Source organism: Flavobacterium gillisiae (assembly GCF_900107635.1).
Classification (GTDB): domain Bacteria; phylum Bacteroidota; class Bacteroidia; order Flavobacteriales; family Flavobacteriaceae; genus Flavobacterium; species Flavobacterium gillisiae.
On sequence record NZ_FNRD01000001.1, the window covers coordinates 1 to 18,311 of the forward strand.

General features: G+C 35.2%; 16 protein-coding genes. 8 read left to right on the top strand and 8 right to left on the bottom strand.

The window, feature by feature from the left end:
- The 3 genes from BLV35_RS00005 to BLV35_RS00015 all read left to right on the top strand — a co-directional run.
- Positions 1-2,205 (top strand): T9SS type B sorting domain-containing protein (locus tag BLV35_RS00005; protein WP_143031820.1); only part of this gene is annotated, 2,205 nt, incomplete at its 5' end.
- A gap of 59 nt (positions 2,206-2,264) precedes the next feature.
- Positions 2,265-3,194, top strand: a complete 930-nt coding sequence (locus BLV35_RS00010; protein ID WP_091082822.1) for a PorP/SprF family type IX secretion system membrane protein — start codon at positions 2,265-2,267, stop codon at positions 3,192-3,194.
- A gap of 10 nt (positions 3,195-3,204) precedes the next feature.
- The gene (locus tag BLV35_RS00015; protein WP_091084766.1) at positions 3,205-5,142 is read left to right on the top strand and encodes an OmpA family protein; all 1,938 of its coding nucleotides are present in this window, start codon (positions 3,205-3,207) and stop codon (positions 5,140-5,142) included.
- Between the two features lie 112 nt (positions 5,143-5,254).
- Here BLV35_RS00015 and BLV35_RS00020 read toward each other — a convergent pair whose 3' ends face one another.
- The 3 genes from BLV35_RS00020 to BLV35_RS00030 all read right to left on the bottom strand — a co-directional run bounded on the left by BLV35_RS00020 (position 5,255) and on the right by BLV35_RS00030 (position 10,573).
- Positions 5,255-8,686: a hypothetical protein gene (locus BLV35_RS00020; RefSeq protein ID WP_091082824.1), complete on the bottom strand. Its 3,432-nt coding sequence runs from the start codon at positions 8,684-8,686 to the stop codon at positions 5,255-5,257.
- Positions 8,687-8,771: 85 nt separating this feature from the next.
- Positions 8,772-10,028 carry an aspartate kinase gene (locus BLV35_RS00025; RefSeq protein WP_091082826.1) on the bottom strand — a complete coding sequence of 419 codons (1,257 nt, stop codon included), beginning with the start codon at positions 10,026-10,028 and terminating at the stop codon, positions 8,772-8,774.
- 62 nt (positions 10,029-10,090) lie between these two features.
- Positions 10,091-10,573 carry a GNAT family N-acetyltransferase gene (locus tag BLV35_RS00030; RefSeq protein WP_091082828.1) on the bottom strand — a complete coding sequence of 161 codons (483 nt, stop codon included), beginning with the start codon at positions 10,571-10,573 and terminating at the stop codon, positions 10,091-10,093.
- A 168-nt stretch (positions 10,574-10,741) separates the two neighbouring features.
- Between BLV35_RS00030 and fbp the strand changes: the two genes are divergently transcribed.
- Positions 10,742-11,761, top strand: a complete 1,020-nt coding sequence (fbp, locus tag BLV35_RS00035; RefSeq protein WP_091082830.1) for a class 1 fructose-bisphosphatase — start codon at positions 10,742-10,744, stop codon at positions 11,759-11,761.
- Between the two features lie 43 nt (positions 11,762-11,804).
- Here fbp and BLV35_RS00040 read toward each other — a convergent pair whose 3' ends face one another.
- Complete coding sequence (locus BLV35_RS00040) at positions 11,805-12,233, bottom strand: tellurite resistance TerB family protein (RefSeq protein ID WP_091082835.1); 429 nt, start codon at positions 12,231-12,233, stop codon at positions 11,805-11,807.
- A 195-nt stretch (positions 12,234-12,428) separates the two neighbouring features.
- On the opposite strand from BLV35_RS00040, the gene BLV35_RS00045 reads away from it, so the two are divergent.
- Genes BLV35_RS00045 through BLV35_RS00055 form a run of 3 tightly spaced genes read left to right on the top strand, consistent with a single transcriptional unit; the run spans position 12,429 to position 15,024 of the window.
- Positions 12,429-13,022: a HupE/UreJ family protein gene (locus BLV35_RS00045; protein ID WP_091082838.1), complete on the top strand. Its 594-nt coding sequence runs from the start codon at positions 12,429-12,431 to the stop codon at positions 13,020-13,022.
- A 1-nt stretch (position 13,023) separates the two neighbouring features.
- Positions 13,024-13,455: a deoxycytidylate deaminase gene (locus BLV35_RS00050; protein ID WP_091084768.1), complete on the top strand. Its 432-nt coding sequence runs from the start codon at positions 13,024-13,026 to the stop codon at positions 13,453-13,455.
- Complete coding sequence (locus BLV35_RS00055) at positions 13,456-15,024, top strand: S41 family peptidase (RefSeq protein ID WP_091082842.1); 1,569 nt, start codon at positions 13,456-13,458, stop codon at positions 15,022-15,024.
- An 85-nt stretch (positions 15,025-15,109) separates the two neighbouring features.
- Here the strand turns inward: BLV35_RS00055 and BLV35_RS00060 are convergent, their stop codons facing one another.
- The 4 genes from BLV35_RS00060 to BLV35_RS00075 all read right to left on the bottom strand — a co-directional run bounded on the left by BLV35_RS00060 (position 15,110) and on the right by BLV35_RS00075 (position 17,442).
- A complete protein-coding gene (locus BLV35_RS00060) occupies positions 15,110-15,874 on the bottom strand; it encodes a lysophospholipid acyltransferase family protein (protein ID WP_091082845.1) in 765 nt (254 codons plus the stop codon).
- 55 nt (positions 15,875-15,929) lie between these two features.
- Entirely contained in the window at positions 15,930-16,535 is a 606-nt protein-coding gene (locus BLV35_RS00065) for an FAD-dependent oxidoreductase (RefSeq protein ID WP_091082848.1), read from the bottom strand.
- A gap of 1 nt (position 16,536) precedes the next feature.
- Positions 16,537-16,740, bottom strand: a complete 204-nt coding sequence (locus BLV35_RS00070; protein WP_091082851.1) for a hypothetical protein — start codon at positions 16,738-16,740, stop codon at positions 16,537-16,539.
- Between the two features lie 126 nt (positions 16,741-16,866).
- On the bottom strand, positions 16,867-17,442 hold the full coding sequence (locus BLV35_RS00075) for a MarC family protein (protein ID WP_091082854.1): 576 nt from the start codon (positions 17,440-17,442) through the stop codon (positions 16,867-16,869).
- A gap of 261 nt (positions 17,443-17,703) precedes the next feature.
- Between BLV35_RS00075 and BLV35_RS00080 the strand changes: the two genes are divergently transcribed.
- Entirely contained in the window at positions 17,704-18,270 is a 567-nt protein-coding gene (locus BLV35_RS00080) for a DUF3109 family protein (RefSeq protein ID WP_091082858.1), read from the top strand.
- Positions 18,271-18,311: the final 41 nt, after the last annotated feature.

The following is an 18,311-nucleotide window of genomic DNA, read 5'->3' on the forward strand; positions in this document are numbered from 1 at the left end:
GTTGCTTACGAGTTATGTGATAAACTGACACCAAAAACCTGTGCTACAGTAACAGACAATGTAACGGTAACATCGGTAGTCAGCCCGATAACAGAAAGTGGAAGCATCGCTGCAACTGGCGGAATTGCGATTACTACTGTATTATCGAATGACACAACCAATGGCGTTGCAAGTACAACATCGAACTCTACAATCGCGCAAAGCGGTACATGGCCAACGGGAATTAGTTTAAACACGACTACCGGAGCAATAAGTGTAGCAGCAGGAACAGCACCTGGCGTATATGCAGTTGCTTACGAGTTATGTGATAAACTGACACCAAAAACCTGTGCTACAGTAACAGACAATGTAACGGTAACATCGGTAGTCAGCCCGATAACAGAAAGTGGAAGCATCGCTGCAACCGGCGGAATTGCGATCACTACTGTATTATCGAATGACACAACCAATGGCGTTGCAAGTACAACAGCCAACTCTACAATAGCGCAAAGCGGTACATGGCCAACGGGAATTAGTTTAAACACGACTACCGGAGCAATAAGTGTAGCAGCAGGAACAGCACCTGGCGTATATGCAGTTGCTTACGAGTTATGTGATAAACTGACACCAAAAACCTGTGCTACAGTAACAGACAATGTAACGGTAACATCGGTAGTCAGCCCGATAACAGAAAGTGGAAGCATCGCTGCAACTGGCGGAATTGCGATCACTACTGTATTATCGAATGACACAACCAATGGCGTTGCAAGTACAACATCGAACTCTACAATCGCGCAAAGCGGTACATGGCCAACGGGAATTAGTTTAAACACGACTACCGGAGCAATAAGTGTAGCAGCAGGAACAGCACCTGGCGTATATGCCGTTGCTTACGAGTTATGTGATAAACTGACACCAAAAACCTGTGCTACAGTAACAGACAATGTAACGGTAACATCGGTAGTCACACCGATAACAGAAAGTGGAAGCATCGCTGCAACCGGCGGAATTGCGATCACTACTGTATTATCGAATGACACAACCAATGGCGTTGCAAGTACAACATCGAACTCTACAATCGCACAAAGCGGTACATGGCCAACGGGAATTAGTTTAAACACGACTACCGGAGCAATAAGTGTAGCAGCAGGAACAGCACCTGGCGTATATGCCGTTGCTTACGAGTTATGTGATAAACTGATACCAAAAACCTGTGCTACAGTAACAGACAATGTAACGGTAACATCGGTAGTCACACCGATAACAGAAAGTGGAAGCATCGCTGCAACCGGCGGAATTGCAATCACTACTGTATTATCGAATGACACAACCAATGGCGTTGCAAGTACAACATCGAACTCTACAATCGCACAAAGCGGTACATGGCCAACGGGAATTAGTTTAAACACGACTACCGGAGCAATAAGTGTAGCATCGGGAACAGCACCTGGCGTATATGCCGTTGCTTACGAGTTATGTGATAAACTGACACCAAAAACCTGTGCTACAGTAACGATTAATGTAACGGTAACAGCAGTAGCTATAGTTCAATCTCCAAGTGTTTTACTTGTTAAAGAAGGGGTTTTTAATGATGTTAACGGTAACGGATTTGCTGAAGTTGGAGAAACAATAACTTATAGTTTTACAATTACAAATACAGGAAATGTTCCATTAACAAATGTCAATATTATTGATACAATGGTTGGCTTAGTAATAAGTGGAAATCCAATAGCTCTTTTACAAGTAGGTCAAACTAATAGTGCTTCAATTACTGCTACTTATGTGATTACTGAAGGAGATCTTGTTGCTTTATCCATATCAAATAAAGCAATTGTACAAGGAACAAGTCCTAATGGTGCTGTCGTGGAAAATACCTCTACAAAAATCGTTGACTTATCGCTGGTTGCTGGAGAATTAGTTTGTAGAATTGAAGTATTTAATGCCTTGTCACCAAACGGAGATGGTAAAAATGATGAGTTCTTTATTGAGGGCTTAGATTGTTATCCAGATAATAAAGTAGAAATCTATAACAGATGGGGTGTTTTGGTTTTCGAAAGAGAGAAATACAATAATAAAGAAAGAGCTTTTAGAGGGAAGTCTGAAGGACGTGTGACAGTGGGTCAGTCTCAGGATTTACCAACAGGAACCTATTTCTATATTTTGAAATATTCAGACTTTGATGCGAAAGTAATTGAAAAATCAGGGTATTTATATATTAATAGGTAAAACGAATGCTTTAGGTTTTTCGACCTTAGGTTATAAAAATAAGTTGTAAAAAATAAGTTATGAAAACAAGATTATTAATATTGACTTTAATCTTATTGTCTGGGACAATGGTGGCGCAACAAGATGCGCAGTTTACCCAATACATGTACAATACGGTGAACATTAATCCAGCCTATGCAGGTTCTAGGAGTGTAATGAGCATTTTTGGAATACATAGAACCCAATGGGTAGGGTTGGATGGAGCGCCTACTACCAATGGATTTTCATTAAACACACCAATAAGTGGCAGTAATGTAGGATTGGGATTATCGATATTAAATGATAAAATTGGACCTTCAGTAGAGAACACTGTTTCGATTGACTTCTCTTACAGTATTGCAACATCAGAAAAATACAAATTGTCGTTTGGTTTAAAGGCAACTGCTAATCTTTTGGATGTTAATTTTAGTAGATTAAATCAACACGATGCAAATGATTACAGTTTTGAAACCAATATTGACAATAAGTTTACCCCAAATTTTGGAGTAGGATTGTATTTTCATTCTGACAACACTTATATTGGTATATCAGCTCCGAACATATTGGAAACTCAACATTTTGACAGATATGCCAGTACTGGAGCCAACAGCCATGTTGCAAAAGAAGAGCTACATTATTATTTAATAGCTGGTCATGTATTTGATTTAAGTGGAACAGTTAAGTTTAAACCTTCGCTACTGACAAAAGTAGTTCAAGGAGCACCTTTGCAAGTGGATGTTTCCGGTAATTTTTTAATAAATGAAAAATTTGTAGCGGGAGTAGCCTATAGATGGAGTGCTGCAGTGAGTGCTATGGTAGGGTTTCAGGCCAGTGATTCTTGGTTTATAGGTTATGGGTATGATTTAGAAACCACTAGGTTATCTAATTATAATTCAGGCTCCCATGAAATATTTTTAAGATATGAATTATTTAATAAATATGATAGAATTGTATCTCCAAGATTCTTCTAAATTCCTCATTATGAAAGTTAAAAACGTTATTTATAGTGCATTTTTAATTATTCTTGCCAGTCAAGGATATGCACAAAAAGCAAGTGTTGCTGCTGCAGATAAGAAATACGATCGGTATGAATATATCGATGCTATAGCCACATACGAAAGAGTGGCCGAAAAAGGGTATAAGGATGAAAAAATGTTTCAAAAGCTAGGGAATGCCTACTATTTCAATGCTGATTTAGAAAAAGCGGGAAGATGGTATAAGGAGCTTTTTGACTTGAATAAAGACCAAGAACCTGAATATTATTATCGCTATTCTCAAACTCTTAAATCAATAGGAGATTATGATAACGCTGATAAAATGTTAGATGTATTCAATAAGAAGTCAGGGAATGATCAACGCGCCAAATTATACGAAAAAAACAAAAATTATTTAGAAGAAATAAAGGCTAATTCAGGACGCTTTAACATTGAAGATGCAGGAATAAATTCTGAATTTTCAGATTATGGAAGTTCTTTTTCAAATAATAAATTAGTATTTGCTTCCGCAAGAGATACAGGCGGTGTTTCAAAGAAAGTGTTTAAATGGACCAACCAATCTTTTACAAATCTATACAGCTCAGAGGTTACAAGTGCGGGTAGTTTAAGTGCGCCTGAACGTTTTAGCAGAACAATTAATTCAAAGTTTCACGAATCTACGCCAGTGTTTACAAAAGACGGGCAAACCATGTTTTTTACTAGAAACAATTATTTGGACGGTAAAAAAGGTAAAGACACCAAAAGGATTACCCTATTGAAATTGTACAAGGCAAGGTTAGAAGTAGATAAATGGGTTGATGTTACTGAGTTGCCATTTAACAGTGATCAATACAGTATAGCACACCCAGCACTTAGTATAGATGATAAAACCTTGTATTTTGCATCAGATATGCCCGGTACATTTGGACAATCTGATTTATTTAAGGTAAAAATAAATGATGACGGTACTTATGGAGCGCCAGAAAACCTTGGGAAAGCAATAAATACGGAGGGAAGAGAAACGTTTCCATTTATATCTGATGATAATGAATTGTATTTTGCCAGTGATGGACGTCCGGGACTTGGAGGATTAGACATCTATGTAACTAAGATAGAAAAAGACGATAGCTTTAATGAAATTAAGAATATTGGAGCACCGGTAAATGGCTCTAAGGATGATTTTGGTTTTTTAATCGACAGTAAAAGTAGAATAGGTTTTTTTACTTCAAATAGAGAAGGTGGAAAAGGATATGATGATATTTATAAATTCTCGGAAACACGAAAATTGACATGTGAGCAAGAATTAACAGGGATAGTTACAGACGAGAAATCTGGGACAAGATTATCAGAAGTTAGGTTGAGTTTGTATGATGATAAATACAATATAATTAAACATACAATTGTTAATGATAATGGTGAGTATAGGTTTGAAGTCGCATGTGGAGAGAAGTACTATGTAAGATCCGAAAAAAGAGACTATGAGACAAAAGAAAATACAATTACAATCCCTAAGTCAAGCGGAGAAAGTAAATTGGCATTTGAATTAGAGAAAAGAATTAAGACGATAGGTGTAGGAGGTGATTTAGCCAAAACGTTAGGTATAGAAATTATTTATTTCGATTTAGATAAATCATTTATTAGAAAAGATGCCGCATTTGAATTAGAGAAAATTGTTGCCGTTATGAAAGCATATCCAAATTTAAAAATAGATGTGCGCTCTCATACAGATAGTCGTCAAACGGCTCAATACAATGAATCATTATCCGATAGAAGAGCTAAATCGACTCGCCAGTGGTTGATTAAAAATGGTGTTGAAGAAGATAGATTAACTGCAAAAGGGTATGGAGAATCTCAACTTTTAAACAAATGTGCTGATGGAGTTATATGCAGTGAAACGGAACATCAGTTAAACAGACGAAGTGAATTTATAATAATTTCTATGTAATAATAAATATTTTTTCTAGGTAAAGTATTTCAAAAAAGACTAAACTACATTATAATCAACATTGGATTGTAATGTAGTTTTTTTTATTGCAAATTCTCAAAACGGAAAACTATTAAAAATAGGCTCTCAATTGTACGTTGCCAGTATGAATGGCTTGACTTGTTTCACTTTTTCTTCCCTGGTAATTGAAATTAATGTCTAAGAATTGGGTGATATTTTTCTGTAATAATAGTCTCCACGTGATGTTTTGTCCCGCTTGTAAACCTTCTAGCATCTGAAAGCCAACAGCAGAAAATTCATTCCCATTAAATTTATTTTGATAAAAGGAAACCTCACCATTCATTGTGATTTTATTCTCGCCAGCGTAAGAAAAGGAAGTCCCAAATCGGTTTTGAATTAAATTTTCGAAATTTCCAATTTGGTTTTTTTTGTTTTGCAATTCGTAAAAAATATCCCAACTCGTATTTTTAGAAAACAGATAACTGATTTTTGGAGCTAATTGATAGCCAGATATTGTATAGTTCTTTTCAGGAAAATTTTCCGAGATTATAGATGTTTGAATCGTTTTTGCGGAAGCGCCAAACAGCCAGCTTTTTCTGTATAAATGAGAATATTGAACTTGATGGGAACTGTTGTTAGATTCCTGTGATCCTATAGAAAGTAAGTTTTTTGTTTTATTTTCTAAAAAAGAATAGGTGACAGAGTGCTTCTGTTTTCCTCTATTGTAAAACAAGCTATTTCTAAAACTAGAGCTCAGTCCCAATACATTTTCTTGTGAGGAATTAAAAGGGTTCAATTCAAAGTTGCCACCTTCGTTTTTCGTTTTACGATCAATAATAAAGGACGTCTGATTGTAAAAAAAGGAACTAAATTTTTTAAATCCTTTTTCGTTTTGCCATTGATTTGGATTTAAAATAATCGATTGAGAGAACTTAGTCTGATGCGTTTTTATATACACACGATTGGGTAAATACACTCTAATGTATTTTGCCTGATCGATAAATGGGGCCACTTCAAATTCCTGTAATTCCTGAATCCCGTTTGCATTGTAATCATTCCAAGTGTAAACACCTTGTCCCGTGGGAACTTCAAGGTAGGTAAATTCCTGTTGTGGTAGTGTCCCTGAATTCGTTTCATAAGCACTTGTTCCTTGAATTAGTTGGTTGAAAAAACGGTCATTGTATACGATTCTAGAATTCAGCGAAGGCTCTTTCCTTTTCGAAGAATCTACAAAATCTAATACGCGATAATTAGTATAAACAGATAAGTCGCTTTTTGCTGTTTGAATTAATTTTGACTTCAAATAATAGGTTTGAGAATTATTTACCCTTTGTAATACGCCATTTTGAATACTGTCATTGGTTCTTTTTAATAACCCCAATTCAATAAATACCTTTGTACTATCCCCCCGACCAGCGAATAATCCATATTCAGAAAAGCGTTGACTTACGTTCGAAAATTGATTAGTTGATTTATTTTTTTCCTGATTGTCCTCAAAGCGCTGACTAGTACCAATCCAGTTTTTGTCAAAGTGATACCGAATTTGAGATTGGTTTCTAATGAAATTCGAAGTGGTGAGTGCACCGTCACTTTTTAAATAACTCCCCTGGTTTTGAAAACTCCAGTTTTTCAAATTAAAATACCCATTCAGATTATGTCTGTTCCCAGAAAAACTTTCAGAGAAATCTAGCTTTTCAAATTGGTACTTTAGAACTCCATTGGAATTTGATTTTGAGGACGGCTTTAATTTAAAGTTCAAACCAGATACTAGTAAACTTTGATTCCCAATTGCTGTCGTACCGAGATTCCAATCTCTATCAAACTCAATGGTGTATAGCCTTTCGATGGTTCTAAATTCCTTTTGGGTAAATTGGTAATTGGCGAAAGCATCGACAATCCATTTCTTTGAAAATAGCCGTTGTTTAGTATTGATTTTCCCGCTTATTCCTTGATTGTTTGAATCATCGTTACTTGAGAAAAGATTAACGTCGTTGTTACTAACAGCTATTTCGAAATCAACAGCAGTTTTCTCAGAAGGGGAGTACTTCCCTAAAAAAGTAGCTATTTGAATTTTTGTAGGGGCTACAAGTTGAACTGTTGGGGCATAATTCCCTTGCGGAACGGTGTTTATTGGGGTAATATATTCATAGATTCTACTGATGCTGGCGGCATTTTTCAAAATGTAGTTTCCCTTATTGGGTCCAACTAGACTAAACCGGACATTGAACAGCACTTCTTCAGGATCGTTTGAATATTCGAAAATTTCAATCCCATTCACCATCATTTTTCTGTACAATACTTTGTTGTCAGAGTAAGAATCTGGATAGGCTGATGGAGCGATCATTAATTCTGGATTGTCTCCCGCATCGATCAAGATTTGTGCTTGCTCTTTAGAGAGGTTTTGTTGTAAAGGTTGATTTTTGATGTCGTTTTCAGAATAAATATAACTTGCAAAACTCCATTTTTCATTTTGATGTGTGGCACCTGCATATGTCACAAGTCGTGTGTAATTTCTGTCGGAGTACTGGTATTCAATCGCGATACGCATTTCAGACGTTATGGTAAACAAAGGCGTAAATGTGATTTCACCTGCATTGTAGTCAATAGTATAATCATTATTTTCACCTCTTTCTAACAGTAATCCATTTACATAAACTCGCTCTGAGCCTGATATTACAAGTACATATAATTCGCCATTTTGCCCCTTTAATTTATAAGGTCCTTGGCTGCCTTCGACTCCCGTGAAATTACTTTTGGCATATTGTCCCTTTACTAAGGCTACAGACGCGAAAATATTAGTTTTATTTTTAGAGGTGCCAAAATCAAAATTGGCTGCGAGTCCTTGTACCTTTTTATTAAAGTTTAAAAACTGGCTGGCATGATTTTCGAGAAAGAGATCTCCTGCCCGTATATTCCATTTATCGCTAAATAGCTCCATAAAAATGTTGTCAAACTGGTCTAGCTTCTGCGAATAACCGCCGTCTTGTAATGGAATATTACTGTCTTGCAATGAAGCTCGTAAACTAACTTTTTCAGATAGTTTTCCCGTGATTTGTAAATCTAAATTGGAATTTAGAACCGTGTTTTGATTGTTCCCTATTGTTACTCCGCGGGTAATGCTCCCAGAAGTAGTCAGGCCGTCAAAAGGGATGTTTTTTTCAGCAGTTTTCGTGTTTACTTGATATAGTTTATCTGAGTTAATATCATTGCTTACCACCCGACTTGGGTCGTAAATACGATATTCCTTCGTTAGAAAATCTGGGAATTTTAGGTATTGTACAGTGATAGAATCGGATTCAAAAAGAAGATTGTTTTTTAACAGTAATGTTCCTTTTAGAAAATCTACTTTATAGAAAGCACTGTCTATGGGAGTACTATTGGCGTCAAGCAATTTGAAAAAAGACGCATTTAGGCTTTCACTTTCTAGATAAATGGTGTCACGAGAAAATGGAATTTTCTTGGTTTTGTATAATGAATTGTTTTCCTGGGCATGTAGCCCAGAAAAACATATAATCATCGCCAAAAGCAATATTTTTTTTACCATAAAGAGAATAACGTCTATCAGTCAAAAGTAGTGTATTCTATATAATTATGGGCAATGGGTTGCTAAAGCGAGCAAACAATAATTTTTAATTTTCGCTGGTCACAATCTGCATTGTTTCAGTACTAATTTGTTTTAAAATGACATTTTTACCTTGTTCTACTGTTTCTGCAGCGGCGTCGTTAAAATGTCTAATGGTGTATAAAGTCACATTTTGGCTAAAGTCTACTTTGAATTTTTTTGATAGTATAGCATTCAACTCATTAAAATTATCAAATTTATCCTCTACACATACGGAGAAGCTAATAGCAGTATTTTGAATTAAATTTACTTTCAGCTTAAACTCATGGAATAAAGAAAATATCTCACTGATGTTTTCTTCCATGATAAAGGAAAAATCAATAGATGAAAGCGAGATTAATAATTGGTCTCTTTTAACTATAAAGCACGGTAAATACGGCTCTAAAGTAACGCCTTTTGAAACACTTGTCCCTTTCAATAAAGGATTGATAAAGGATTTTACATATAGTGGGATTTCCTTTTTTTGTAGAGGTTGCAATGTTTTTGGGTGGATAACTGTTGCGCCATAAAAAGCTAATTCAATGGCTTCACGATACGAAATCTGATTCAGCAAACTAGCATTCTCAAAATAACGTGGATCAGCATTCATAACTCCTGGAACATCCTTCCAGATGGTCACGCTTTCGGCATTTAAACAGTAAGCAAAAATTGCTGCTGTGTAATCAGAACCCTCACGTCCTAATGTTGTTGTGAAATTGTTTTCATCAGAACCCAGGAACCCTTGGGTAATGTTCAACATTTTTCTTTTTACATTTTTCGAAATATTCTTTTGGGTAAGATCCCAGTCTACTGTGGCATCTCTATAATTAGCATCTGTTTTGATGAAATTTCTAACATCGATCCATTCTGTTTTTATATCCATATGATTCATGAAATGAGCAAGAATAGTGGTCGAGATCAACTCACCGTAACTCACAACCTGATCATAAACAAAATTATAGTTTGGAGATTTGTTGTGCGCCAAAAAATATTCTAGATCAGAAAACTGTGCTTTTACAGCAGCAAAAACAGCATTCTTATCATCTTCAAACAAATCTAATAAGATTTGATTGTGGTATTTTTTTACTTCTTGCACAGAGGATTGAAGTGCTGAAGACTTTTCAAAATAGTCTTTTATAACTACTTCAAGTGCATTAGTGGTTTTCCCCATTGCAGAGACTACTAATAAAACATCCTCATATCCTACTTTTTGTAAAACGTCATACACATTTTTAATTCCCTCAGCATCTTTTACGGATGCGCCTCCAAATTTGAATACTCTCATAATAATAAAAATTCCAACATTATAAATTCCAACCTTTAACCTCTAACTTCTATTCTGTAACCTTATTTTCTTAATTTATTGTCTACAAAATGGTTGATTGCTTCTTCATCCATTTGTGCCAAATACCAGTTTTTATAAACTGCGGCCCCTGATTTTTCATAAAAATCAATCGCTGGGGTATTCCAGTCTAGTACATGCCAATCAATTCTTCTTACATTGTCTCTTTTTCCCTGTTTGATAATTTCAGAATACAAAGCATAGCCAACTCCTGTACCACGCATTTTATCTTTTACTACTAAGTCTTCTAGATGTATTATTTTACCTTTCCAAGTAGAGTAGCGATAATAATACAAAGCAATTCCCACAATCTCCGATTCAACTTCAGCTACAAAAACATGAAATAGGGGAGTTGGGCCAAAGCCATCGCGAATTAAGTCATCAACATTAATTAAAACGGCATCTGGTTCCTTCTCAAAATCAGCTAATTCTTGAATTAATTCGAGAACAGAGGTCATATCTTCGGCAATTCCTTTTCTAATAATCATAAATTCTTGTTTTAAAGGGTGAAAAATTAAAATATAGTTTTTTCAACCCGTAATTTAGGCATAATATCAGCAAATATACAATAGTGACAAACTAAGTAAATTTTATTCAATTCATTTTCACAAAAAAGCCGATATTTGTGACTTCAATTTAACTACAACGATGTCGTAATGGAAGAACGCAATAAAACCTTAGGGGAATTTATCATTGAGAACCAAAATGCCTTTCAATATTCGTCTGGCGAATTATCTCGTATTATCAACTCTATTCGATTGGCCGCTAAGGTGGTCAACTATAAAGTGAATAAAGCGGGGTTGGTGGACATAACAGGGGCTGCTGGAGCACAAAATATTCAGGGTGAAGACCAGCAGAAACTTGATGTTTATGCTAATGAAGTTTTTATTCAAACATTAATTAATCGTGAAATTGTTTGCGGAATCGCTTCTGAAGAAAATGATGATTTTATTACAGTTGAAGGAAGTGATAATAGCCATAATAATAAATATGTCGTATTAATGGACCCACTAGATGGATCGTCAAATATAGATGTAAATGTTTCTGTGGGGACTATTTTTTCTGTTTATAGAAGAATAACTCCAATAGGAAGCCCGGTAACTATAGAGGATTTTTTACAACCTGGAACGAGTCAAGTTGCTGCGGGTTATGTGATTTACGGAACATCGACTATGATTGTTTATACAACAGGGCATGGAGTAAATGGTTTTACGCTAAACCCTGCTATTGGAACATTTTATTTGTCACATCCTAATATGCAGTTTTCTGAAGACGGAAATATTTATTCAATAAATGAAGGGAATTACACTCATTTTCCACAGGGTGTAAAAAATTATTTAAAATATTGCCAATCTGAGGAAGGGGATAGACCTTATACGTCTCGTTATATAGGTAGTTTAGTCTCTGATATTCATAGAAACATGATTAAAGGCGGAATTTATATTTATCCAACAAGTTCTAAAGCTCCAAAAGGAAAATTGAGATTGTTGTATGAATGTAATCCAATGGCTTTTATTGTAGAACAAGCTGGAGGTAAAGCTTCGGATGGGTTTAATAGAATAATGGAATTACAACCTACAGAACTTCATGAAAGAGTTCCTTTTTTCTGTGGTAGCTATAATATGGTGGAGAAAGCAGAAGAATTTATGCTTGAGGCCAAACTAAGTAAATACTAAAACAATAAATAAAGAGCCCTAAATTTTTAGGGCTCTTTATATTTTATAGATGTTTTTCCATTTCTGAAAGGAAATCATCGATATCTGCATTTTTGTCTACTAATACAAGTGCTTTAGCTACTACCAAGTCTACGTTTTCTGGAGTGAATCCAATTCCCAGACAAAGTTTTTTCAACATAACTTCTTGTTGGTCTCCCAAAATATGGTCAACATGTACTATTCTGGCTAGGTCGTACAAACGTTCTAACCTCATTGAATTTAAGTATGGAGGGTTGATTGGGTACTTTGAAGGGTTTTCTAAAATCTCTACATATTCTGCAGGAGAAATTTCAAGCCTAATGGCTAATTTGTCTAAAAACTCTTTTTCTTCAGGGGCAAAAACCCCATCTGCTAATGCTAATCTAACAATCGAAGAAAAGTGACCTTTGTTTCTTTGCTTGAATTCGCTATCAAATAAATCTGAAAATGACATAATTAATTGTATTTTTTTATGCTACAAATATAAATCAATTTTTAAACTATTAATTTAATTTCGTTTTAAATTTTATTTTATAATTATTGGGCCTTTTAATTGAAATATAAATGTACGATTTGAGTATTCGATTCTACCGTTTTCAAAATAAATCGTAAGTTTACAAACCCTTTATCAACTATAATTATATTACCTATGTCAGAATTTTTGATTTATTTTCAAATAGGATTAAAACACGTCTTGGATATTTACGCTTACGATCATGTTTTGTTTCTAATAGCTTTGGCTGTACCGTTTTCTTTTAATGATTGGAAACGAATAGTTCTCTTAATAACGCTTTTTACGATAGGTCACACTATGGCTTTATTGCTGTCTGTTTTTGGTATTATTGCCATTAAAGTAAATGTAGTAGAACTATTAATCCCGATTACGATATTAATTACCGCCTTTTTTAATTTGTTTACTGCCGGTAAATCCAATAAAAAAGAAAGTGTAAATCTGATTTTTTTCGTCACTCTGTTCTTTGGAATTATACACGGATTAGGATTTTCTAATTATTTTAAAGCAATACTTGGCGGAAACGCGACATCAAAATTACTTCCTTTAGCTGAATTTGCGTTAGGAATTGAAGCAGCGCAAATTGTTGTGGTTTTTGTAGTTTTGATTCTGGCGTATATTGTACAAACAGTTTTTAGATTCTCGAAAAGGGATTGGACTTTGGTGATGTCAGCGTTTATAATAGGTGTAGTATTGCCAATGATAATTGAAAATGAAATTTGGACGAGATAAAATGGAAGCAAAAAAATTAAATAAATACGATAAGGCTTATCTAAGAATTGCTACTGAATGGGGCAGTTTGTCGTATTGTAAGCGGAAACAAGTAGGAGCGATCATCGTTCGCGACCGAATGATAATTTCAGATGGTTATAATGGAACACCTACCGGTTTTGAAAACTGCTGTGAAGATAATGAAGGGCTCACTCGATGGGATGTCTTACATGCGGAAGCAAATGCCATTCTAAAAGTAGCAAGATCCACGCAATCCTGCGAAGGGTCTACTTTATATATTACACTGTCACCTTGCAAAGAGTGCAGTAAATTAATACATCAATCTGGAATAAAACGAGTGGTATATCATAGAGGGTACCGTGATGATTCAGGAATACAGTTTTTAATAAAAGCTGGTGTGATTGTTGAGCATATATCGATATTAGAGGAATAGATGAAAACTGAAATTAAATACCTGCCAATACTTATTGGCGCAACTCTTGCGCTCGGAATCGTTATTGGTGGGTGGTTAAATGGTTTCGGCGACGATCATTTTTTGGTCGAAAACAGTTCTAAAACTAAAATCAATAAACTCATTGATTTTATCGACAATGAATATGTAGATAATGTAAATACAGATTCTATCGTAAATATTACGGTTGACAACATTCTGAGTCAGCTGGATCCACATTCTGTTTATATTTCGTCTAGTGAGCAAGTGCAGGTAGCTGAGAGCATGAAAGGTGATTTTGTGGGGATTGGAGTAAATTTTTATATGTATAAAGATTCTGTGGCTATAATCAGACCCATTGAAAATGGTCCTTCGGCTAAAGCGGGGATACTGGCTGGGGATAGAATTTTATATGCTGATAAGACAAAATTATTTGGACGTAAATTGCCCAGTGACAGTCTGTTTTCTAAGTTAAAAGGAGAGCAGGGTTCTGTAGTGGAGCTTACTATTTATAGGAAATCAGCTAAGAAACAAATAAAACTAAAAATAAAACGTGGTATTATTCCTTTAAAAAGTGTCGATGTGGCAGTTCTTTTGAATGATAATACAGGATATATAAAAATTAATCGTTTTGCAGAAACAACCTTTGAAGAATTTAAAAAGGGCTTGGCCAAATTAAAAAAAGAAGGAGCAATGACACTCGTTATCGATCTTCGTGATAATGGAGGTGGGTATATGGAAGAAGCAATCGACATCGCAGATGAATTGTTAAAAGACAAGCAATTAATCGTTTTTACCAAAAATAAAAAAGGCAGCATACAAAAAACATATGCGACTAAAAAAGGTGATTTTGAAACGGGTAAAGTATTTGTGCTGCAAAATGAGAATAGTGCTTCAGCGAGTGAAATTTTAGCGGGAGCGATTCAGGATAATGATCGTGGCACTATTGTAGGACGCCGTTCTTTTGGGAAAGGATTAGTACAACGCGAAATGGATTTTTCCGATGGTTCGGCAGTTAGATTGACCGTGGCGAGGTATTATACGCCTACAGGAAGGTCGATACAAAGACCGTACAATAAAGGGAGTGAAGAATACTTTAAAGAGTCGGAAGAACGTTTTGAGAACGGTGAATTATATGAAAAAGACAGTATAAAAGTTGCCGACAGTTTGAAATTCAAAACGCCGAAAGGAAAAATTGTTTATGGTGGTGGTGGAATTGTTCCGGATATTTTTGTTCCTCTCGAAGTAGAGCATGGTAATGAAAATACAGTGTATTTAATGAAATCCGGAATCGTAGGGAATTTTGTTTTCGAGCAACTGGATAGAAACAGAATTGCTTTTAAAGGGCTTTCTTTTGAGCAGTTTAATAGTAAAATGGATAAAACCAATTTGTATTTTAGTGGTTTTAAAAAATACCTTTTGAGAAGTGGATTAGATATAGATTTATCGAAAAACAAAGACATTGTAAAGCGCTATCTCGCGGCTGAATTTGCCCGACAATTGTATGGAGAAAGCAAGTATTACGAAATTATTTTAAAAGAGGATGCTATGGTTAAGGCGGTTTTGAAATAGGCGTTTTAATATCAATGGCAAAAATCAATTGCAATTTCAAATGAATGTGCGGTCTGATATATAATGTGGGACATACTTTAAATCTCTAACTTCTGCCTTCCTTTGTTAGATTGTCCCAGTCTTCCCTGTAGCGAATAAGTTCCTTATCTATCATCTCTTTAGAAGTCTTTAATAAATATTCTGGATCTTCAGAATATAGTGGCGGGAAATACGTGATTTTTATTTCGGTAGTGAGTTTTCCAAAACATTTTAAAAAGTGTGGGATAAAGGTGTCGTCATTTACGAAGGCATCTGACTTTACTTTATAATCGATAGCGACAGCTAGTATTGCTGCTTTTATTTGGGTGGCAGTTTTAAACGATCCATAATTAAAGTCTACCGTTGTAGGTAAAACATGAGTTGTTCCTTCTGGGAAATTAATGACTGAATTGCCATTATTGATGACTTCTTTTATGTTTTCGCATGTTTTTTGTCGGCTGTCCTGACATTCTCTTTCAACAAAAATCACTCCTGATATTTTACAGATATAACCAATGAGCGGCCAAGATTCGACTTCTTTTTTACCTACAGGGTAAGCATGAATGTGTCCTACAATAACTATGGGGTCAAAATAAGAACGATGATTAGCTACGATTAATCCTTGAATTGTTGGTAATTTACCATAAACGGTTGTGCGGATTCCTAAAATGAAATTTGTTGTTTTAATTATAAAATCACGTAAAAAAAGGGCGTTTCTTTTTGAAGTTTTTTCACTCCAAAATAAACTTAGGAAATAGAAAAGGATAGAGAAGAAAGAAATAAAGAGTATGAAAAGAATCAATCTTGTTAGTCCTAGTAAATATGATAGCATAATGAGTTTTGTAAAAAAGGTAAAACTAACATTATTTTCTAATAATCAAAGGGTTTTATCTAATGCTGTCGTGAACATGTGTTTGAGTGCCGTTATTCCAAAGCGTAAGGATATCTGTAGCAACTGCTGCGCCACTTCCTGCGGCAATGGTAAGTTGGCTTCTCCATCCTGCAAGAGTTCCTGCTACGTAGATGCCATCGGCAACTTTATGATCGGTATTGTGTAATTGGATTCTTTGTTTTTCGGGTAATGATTTTTGATGCGGCTCGACAAATTGCATTAGTCCTTCAATTGAAAAAGTATTTGCTGCGCCAATAGTGACTACAATTACTTTAGCTTTATAAGTGTTTTTGTTTGTTATGATGGAAAAGTCAGTAGATTGTCCTTCAATTTTCAAGACTTTTTCGTCAGGTATTTGAGTGACGTGAGGATAGAGTTGGGATAGCTGTTGTGTGCTTTGTGCCAATAAATCCGAGCCCAATGTTTCTGCAGGAATTCCATAGGCGTTATTAAAAACAGCTTCCTGGAGAGATGATGATTTTTGATGGGTAAAAATTCCGACTGTTTTTTCGGTTGCAAATTTTTTGTTTTTTGCAGAGCCCAATACTAGGGCACATGACATTCCGGAAACGCCACCACCAATAATTAAAACGTCAAACATATTATATGTTGTCGTTCATTTTTTCTTCTATTTTTTTAGACATTCTAAAAATCAAAAGGATTAATACTGCGCAGAATGAAGCTCCGATTCCAACGAATGCTACCATACTGTCTCCTTGAAACGGATGATTAAAATCTAGCAATGTGATATTGAAAATTATAAGCGCCAATGCTAGAAACACTAATATGTTAGTAAAGATTTTCATAAGATGGTATTTTATGCCTGAGTCGTAAAAAAACGATTAAAGGAGTGTTTTGATTTAAAACATATCCTAGAAAAATCAGATTATATTTACAGGCTACATTAGGGGGTAAATTTATAAAAAAAAATATTAGACAAACAAACCTTTAACATTAGCAGCGAATAATTTAACAGCGATTGCTAGAAGAACGACGCCAAAAGTCTTGCGAACTACGCCTAGGCCGTCTTTCCCTAGCATTCTTTCGATTTTAGAAGATGACTTTAGCACAATATAAACTAATAAAATGTTTAAAATTATCGCAATAATTATGTTTACGGTATGGAATTGAGATTTAAGCGACAATAAAGTCGTCATCGTTCCGGCTCCAGCAATTAATGGAAATGCAAGAGGGACAATAGAGGCTGAGCTAGCTTCCTCGTCACGGTAAATTCGAATTCCTAAAATCATTTCTAATGCTAAAAAGAATAAAACAAAGGAACCAGCGACTGCAAATGAGTTCACATCGATACCAATCAGTTTTAAAAGCTCTTCTCCCACAAATAGGAATACAATCATGATAAATCCGGATGCTAAAGAAGCTTTTTCAGATTCAATATGTCCAAATTTTGATCTTAGGTCAACTATAATCGGAATGGAACCCACGATATCAATCACGGCAAAAAGCACCATCCCAACAGTAATTATCTCCCTTATATCTAGTTCCATAACGTATTTTTTTATTTGCAAAGGTAAACTAATCAATGGATTTCTTAGTAAAGCTAGAAGTTTGTTCGAATATAATTATTTCTCTAATTATGCATTCAATTAAGTTGTTTTTTTGATATCTACGCTGCTGCAAATGATTGTAATAAAACTAAAAAACGTATGTTGGGTTTGTGTTAGCTTATATAAAAAGCAACATTTAACAGATAGGCTTTGTCTTAGTTTGACTATCTTTGCACTTTATAATCTCAGTATACCACAATAATGTTTCAACTAGGAAAAACCATCGTTTCAGAAGATATTTTAAGTAAAGATTTTGTTTGCAATTTAACAGCCTGCAAGGGGGCTTGTTGCGTTAACGGAGATGCCGGAGCGCCGCTAAGTCTAGAGGAAACAAAAATTTTAGAAAAAATATATCCTAAGGTAAAGCCGTTCCTTCGTAAGGAGGGAATTGCAGTTATTGAGGCGCAAGGAACTTCGATAGTAGGTACAGATGGGGATCTTGAAACGCCTCTTATTGACGACAAAGATTGTGCTTATGTAATCTATGATGGTAAAACAGCGCTCTGTGGTATTGAACAAGCTTATAACCAAGGAATAATAGACTGGAAAAAACCTGTTTCCTGTCATTTATATCCTATTCGTGTAAAAGATTTCACTGAATTTGCCGCTGTCAATTATGACAGATGGGATATTTGTGATCCAGCCTGTTCGTTAGGTCAGGAACTTGAAGTCCCAATCTATAAGTTTGTCAAAGAAGCCTTGGTTAGAAGGTTTGGCGAAGACTGGTACTTGGAACTTGAAAAAGTGGCTGAAGAGCTGAAAAAATAATTCTGAAATAACGCCATTTTTTTATCGCGCCCTATTTTTAA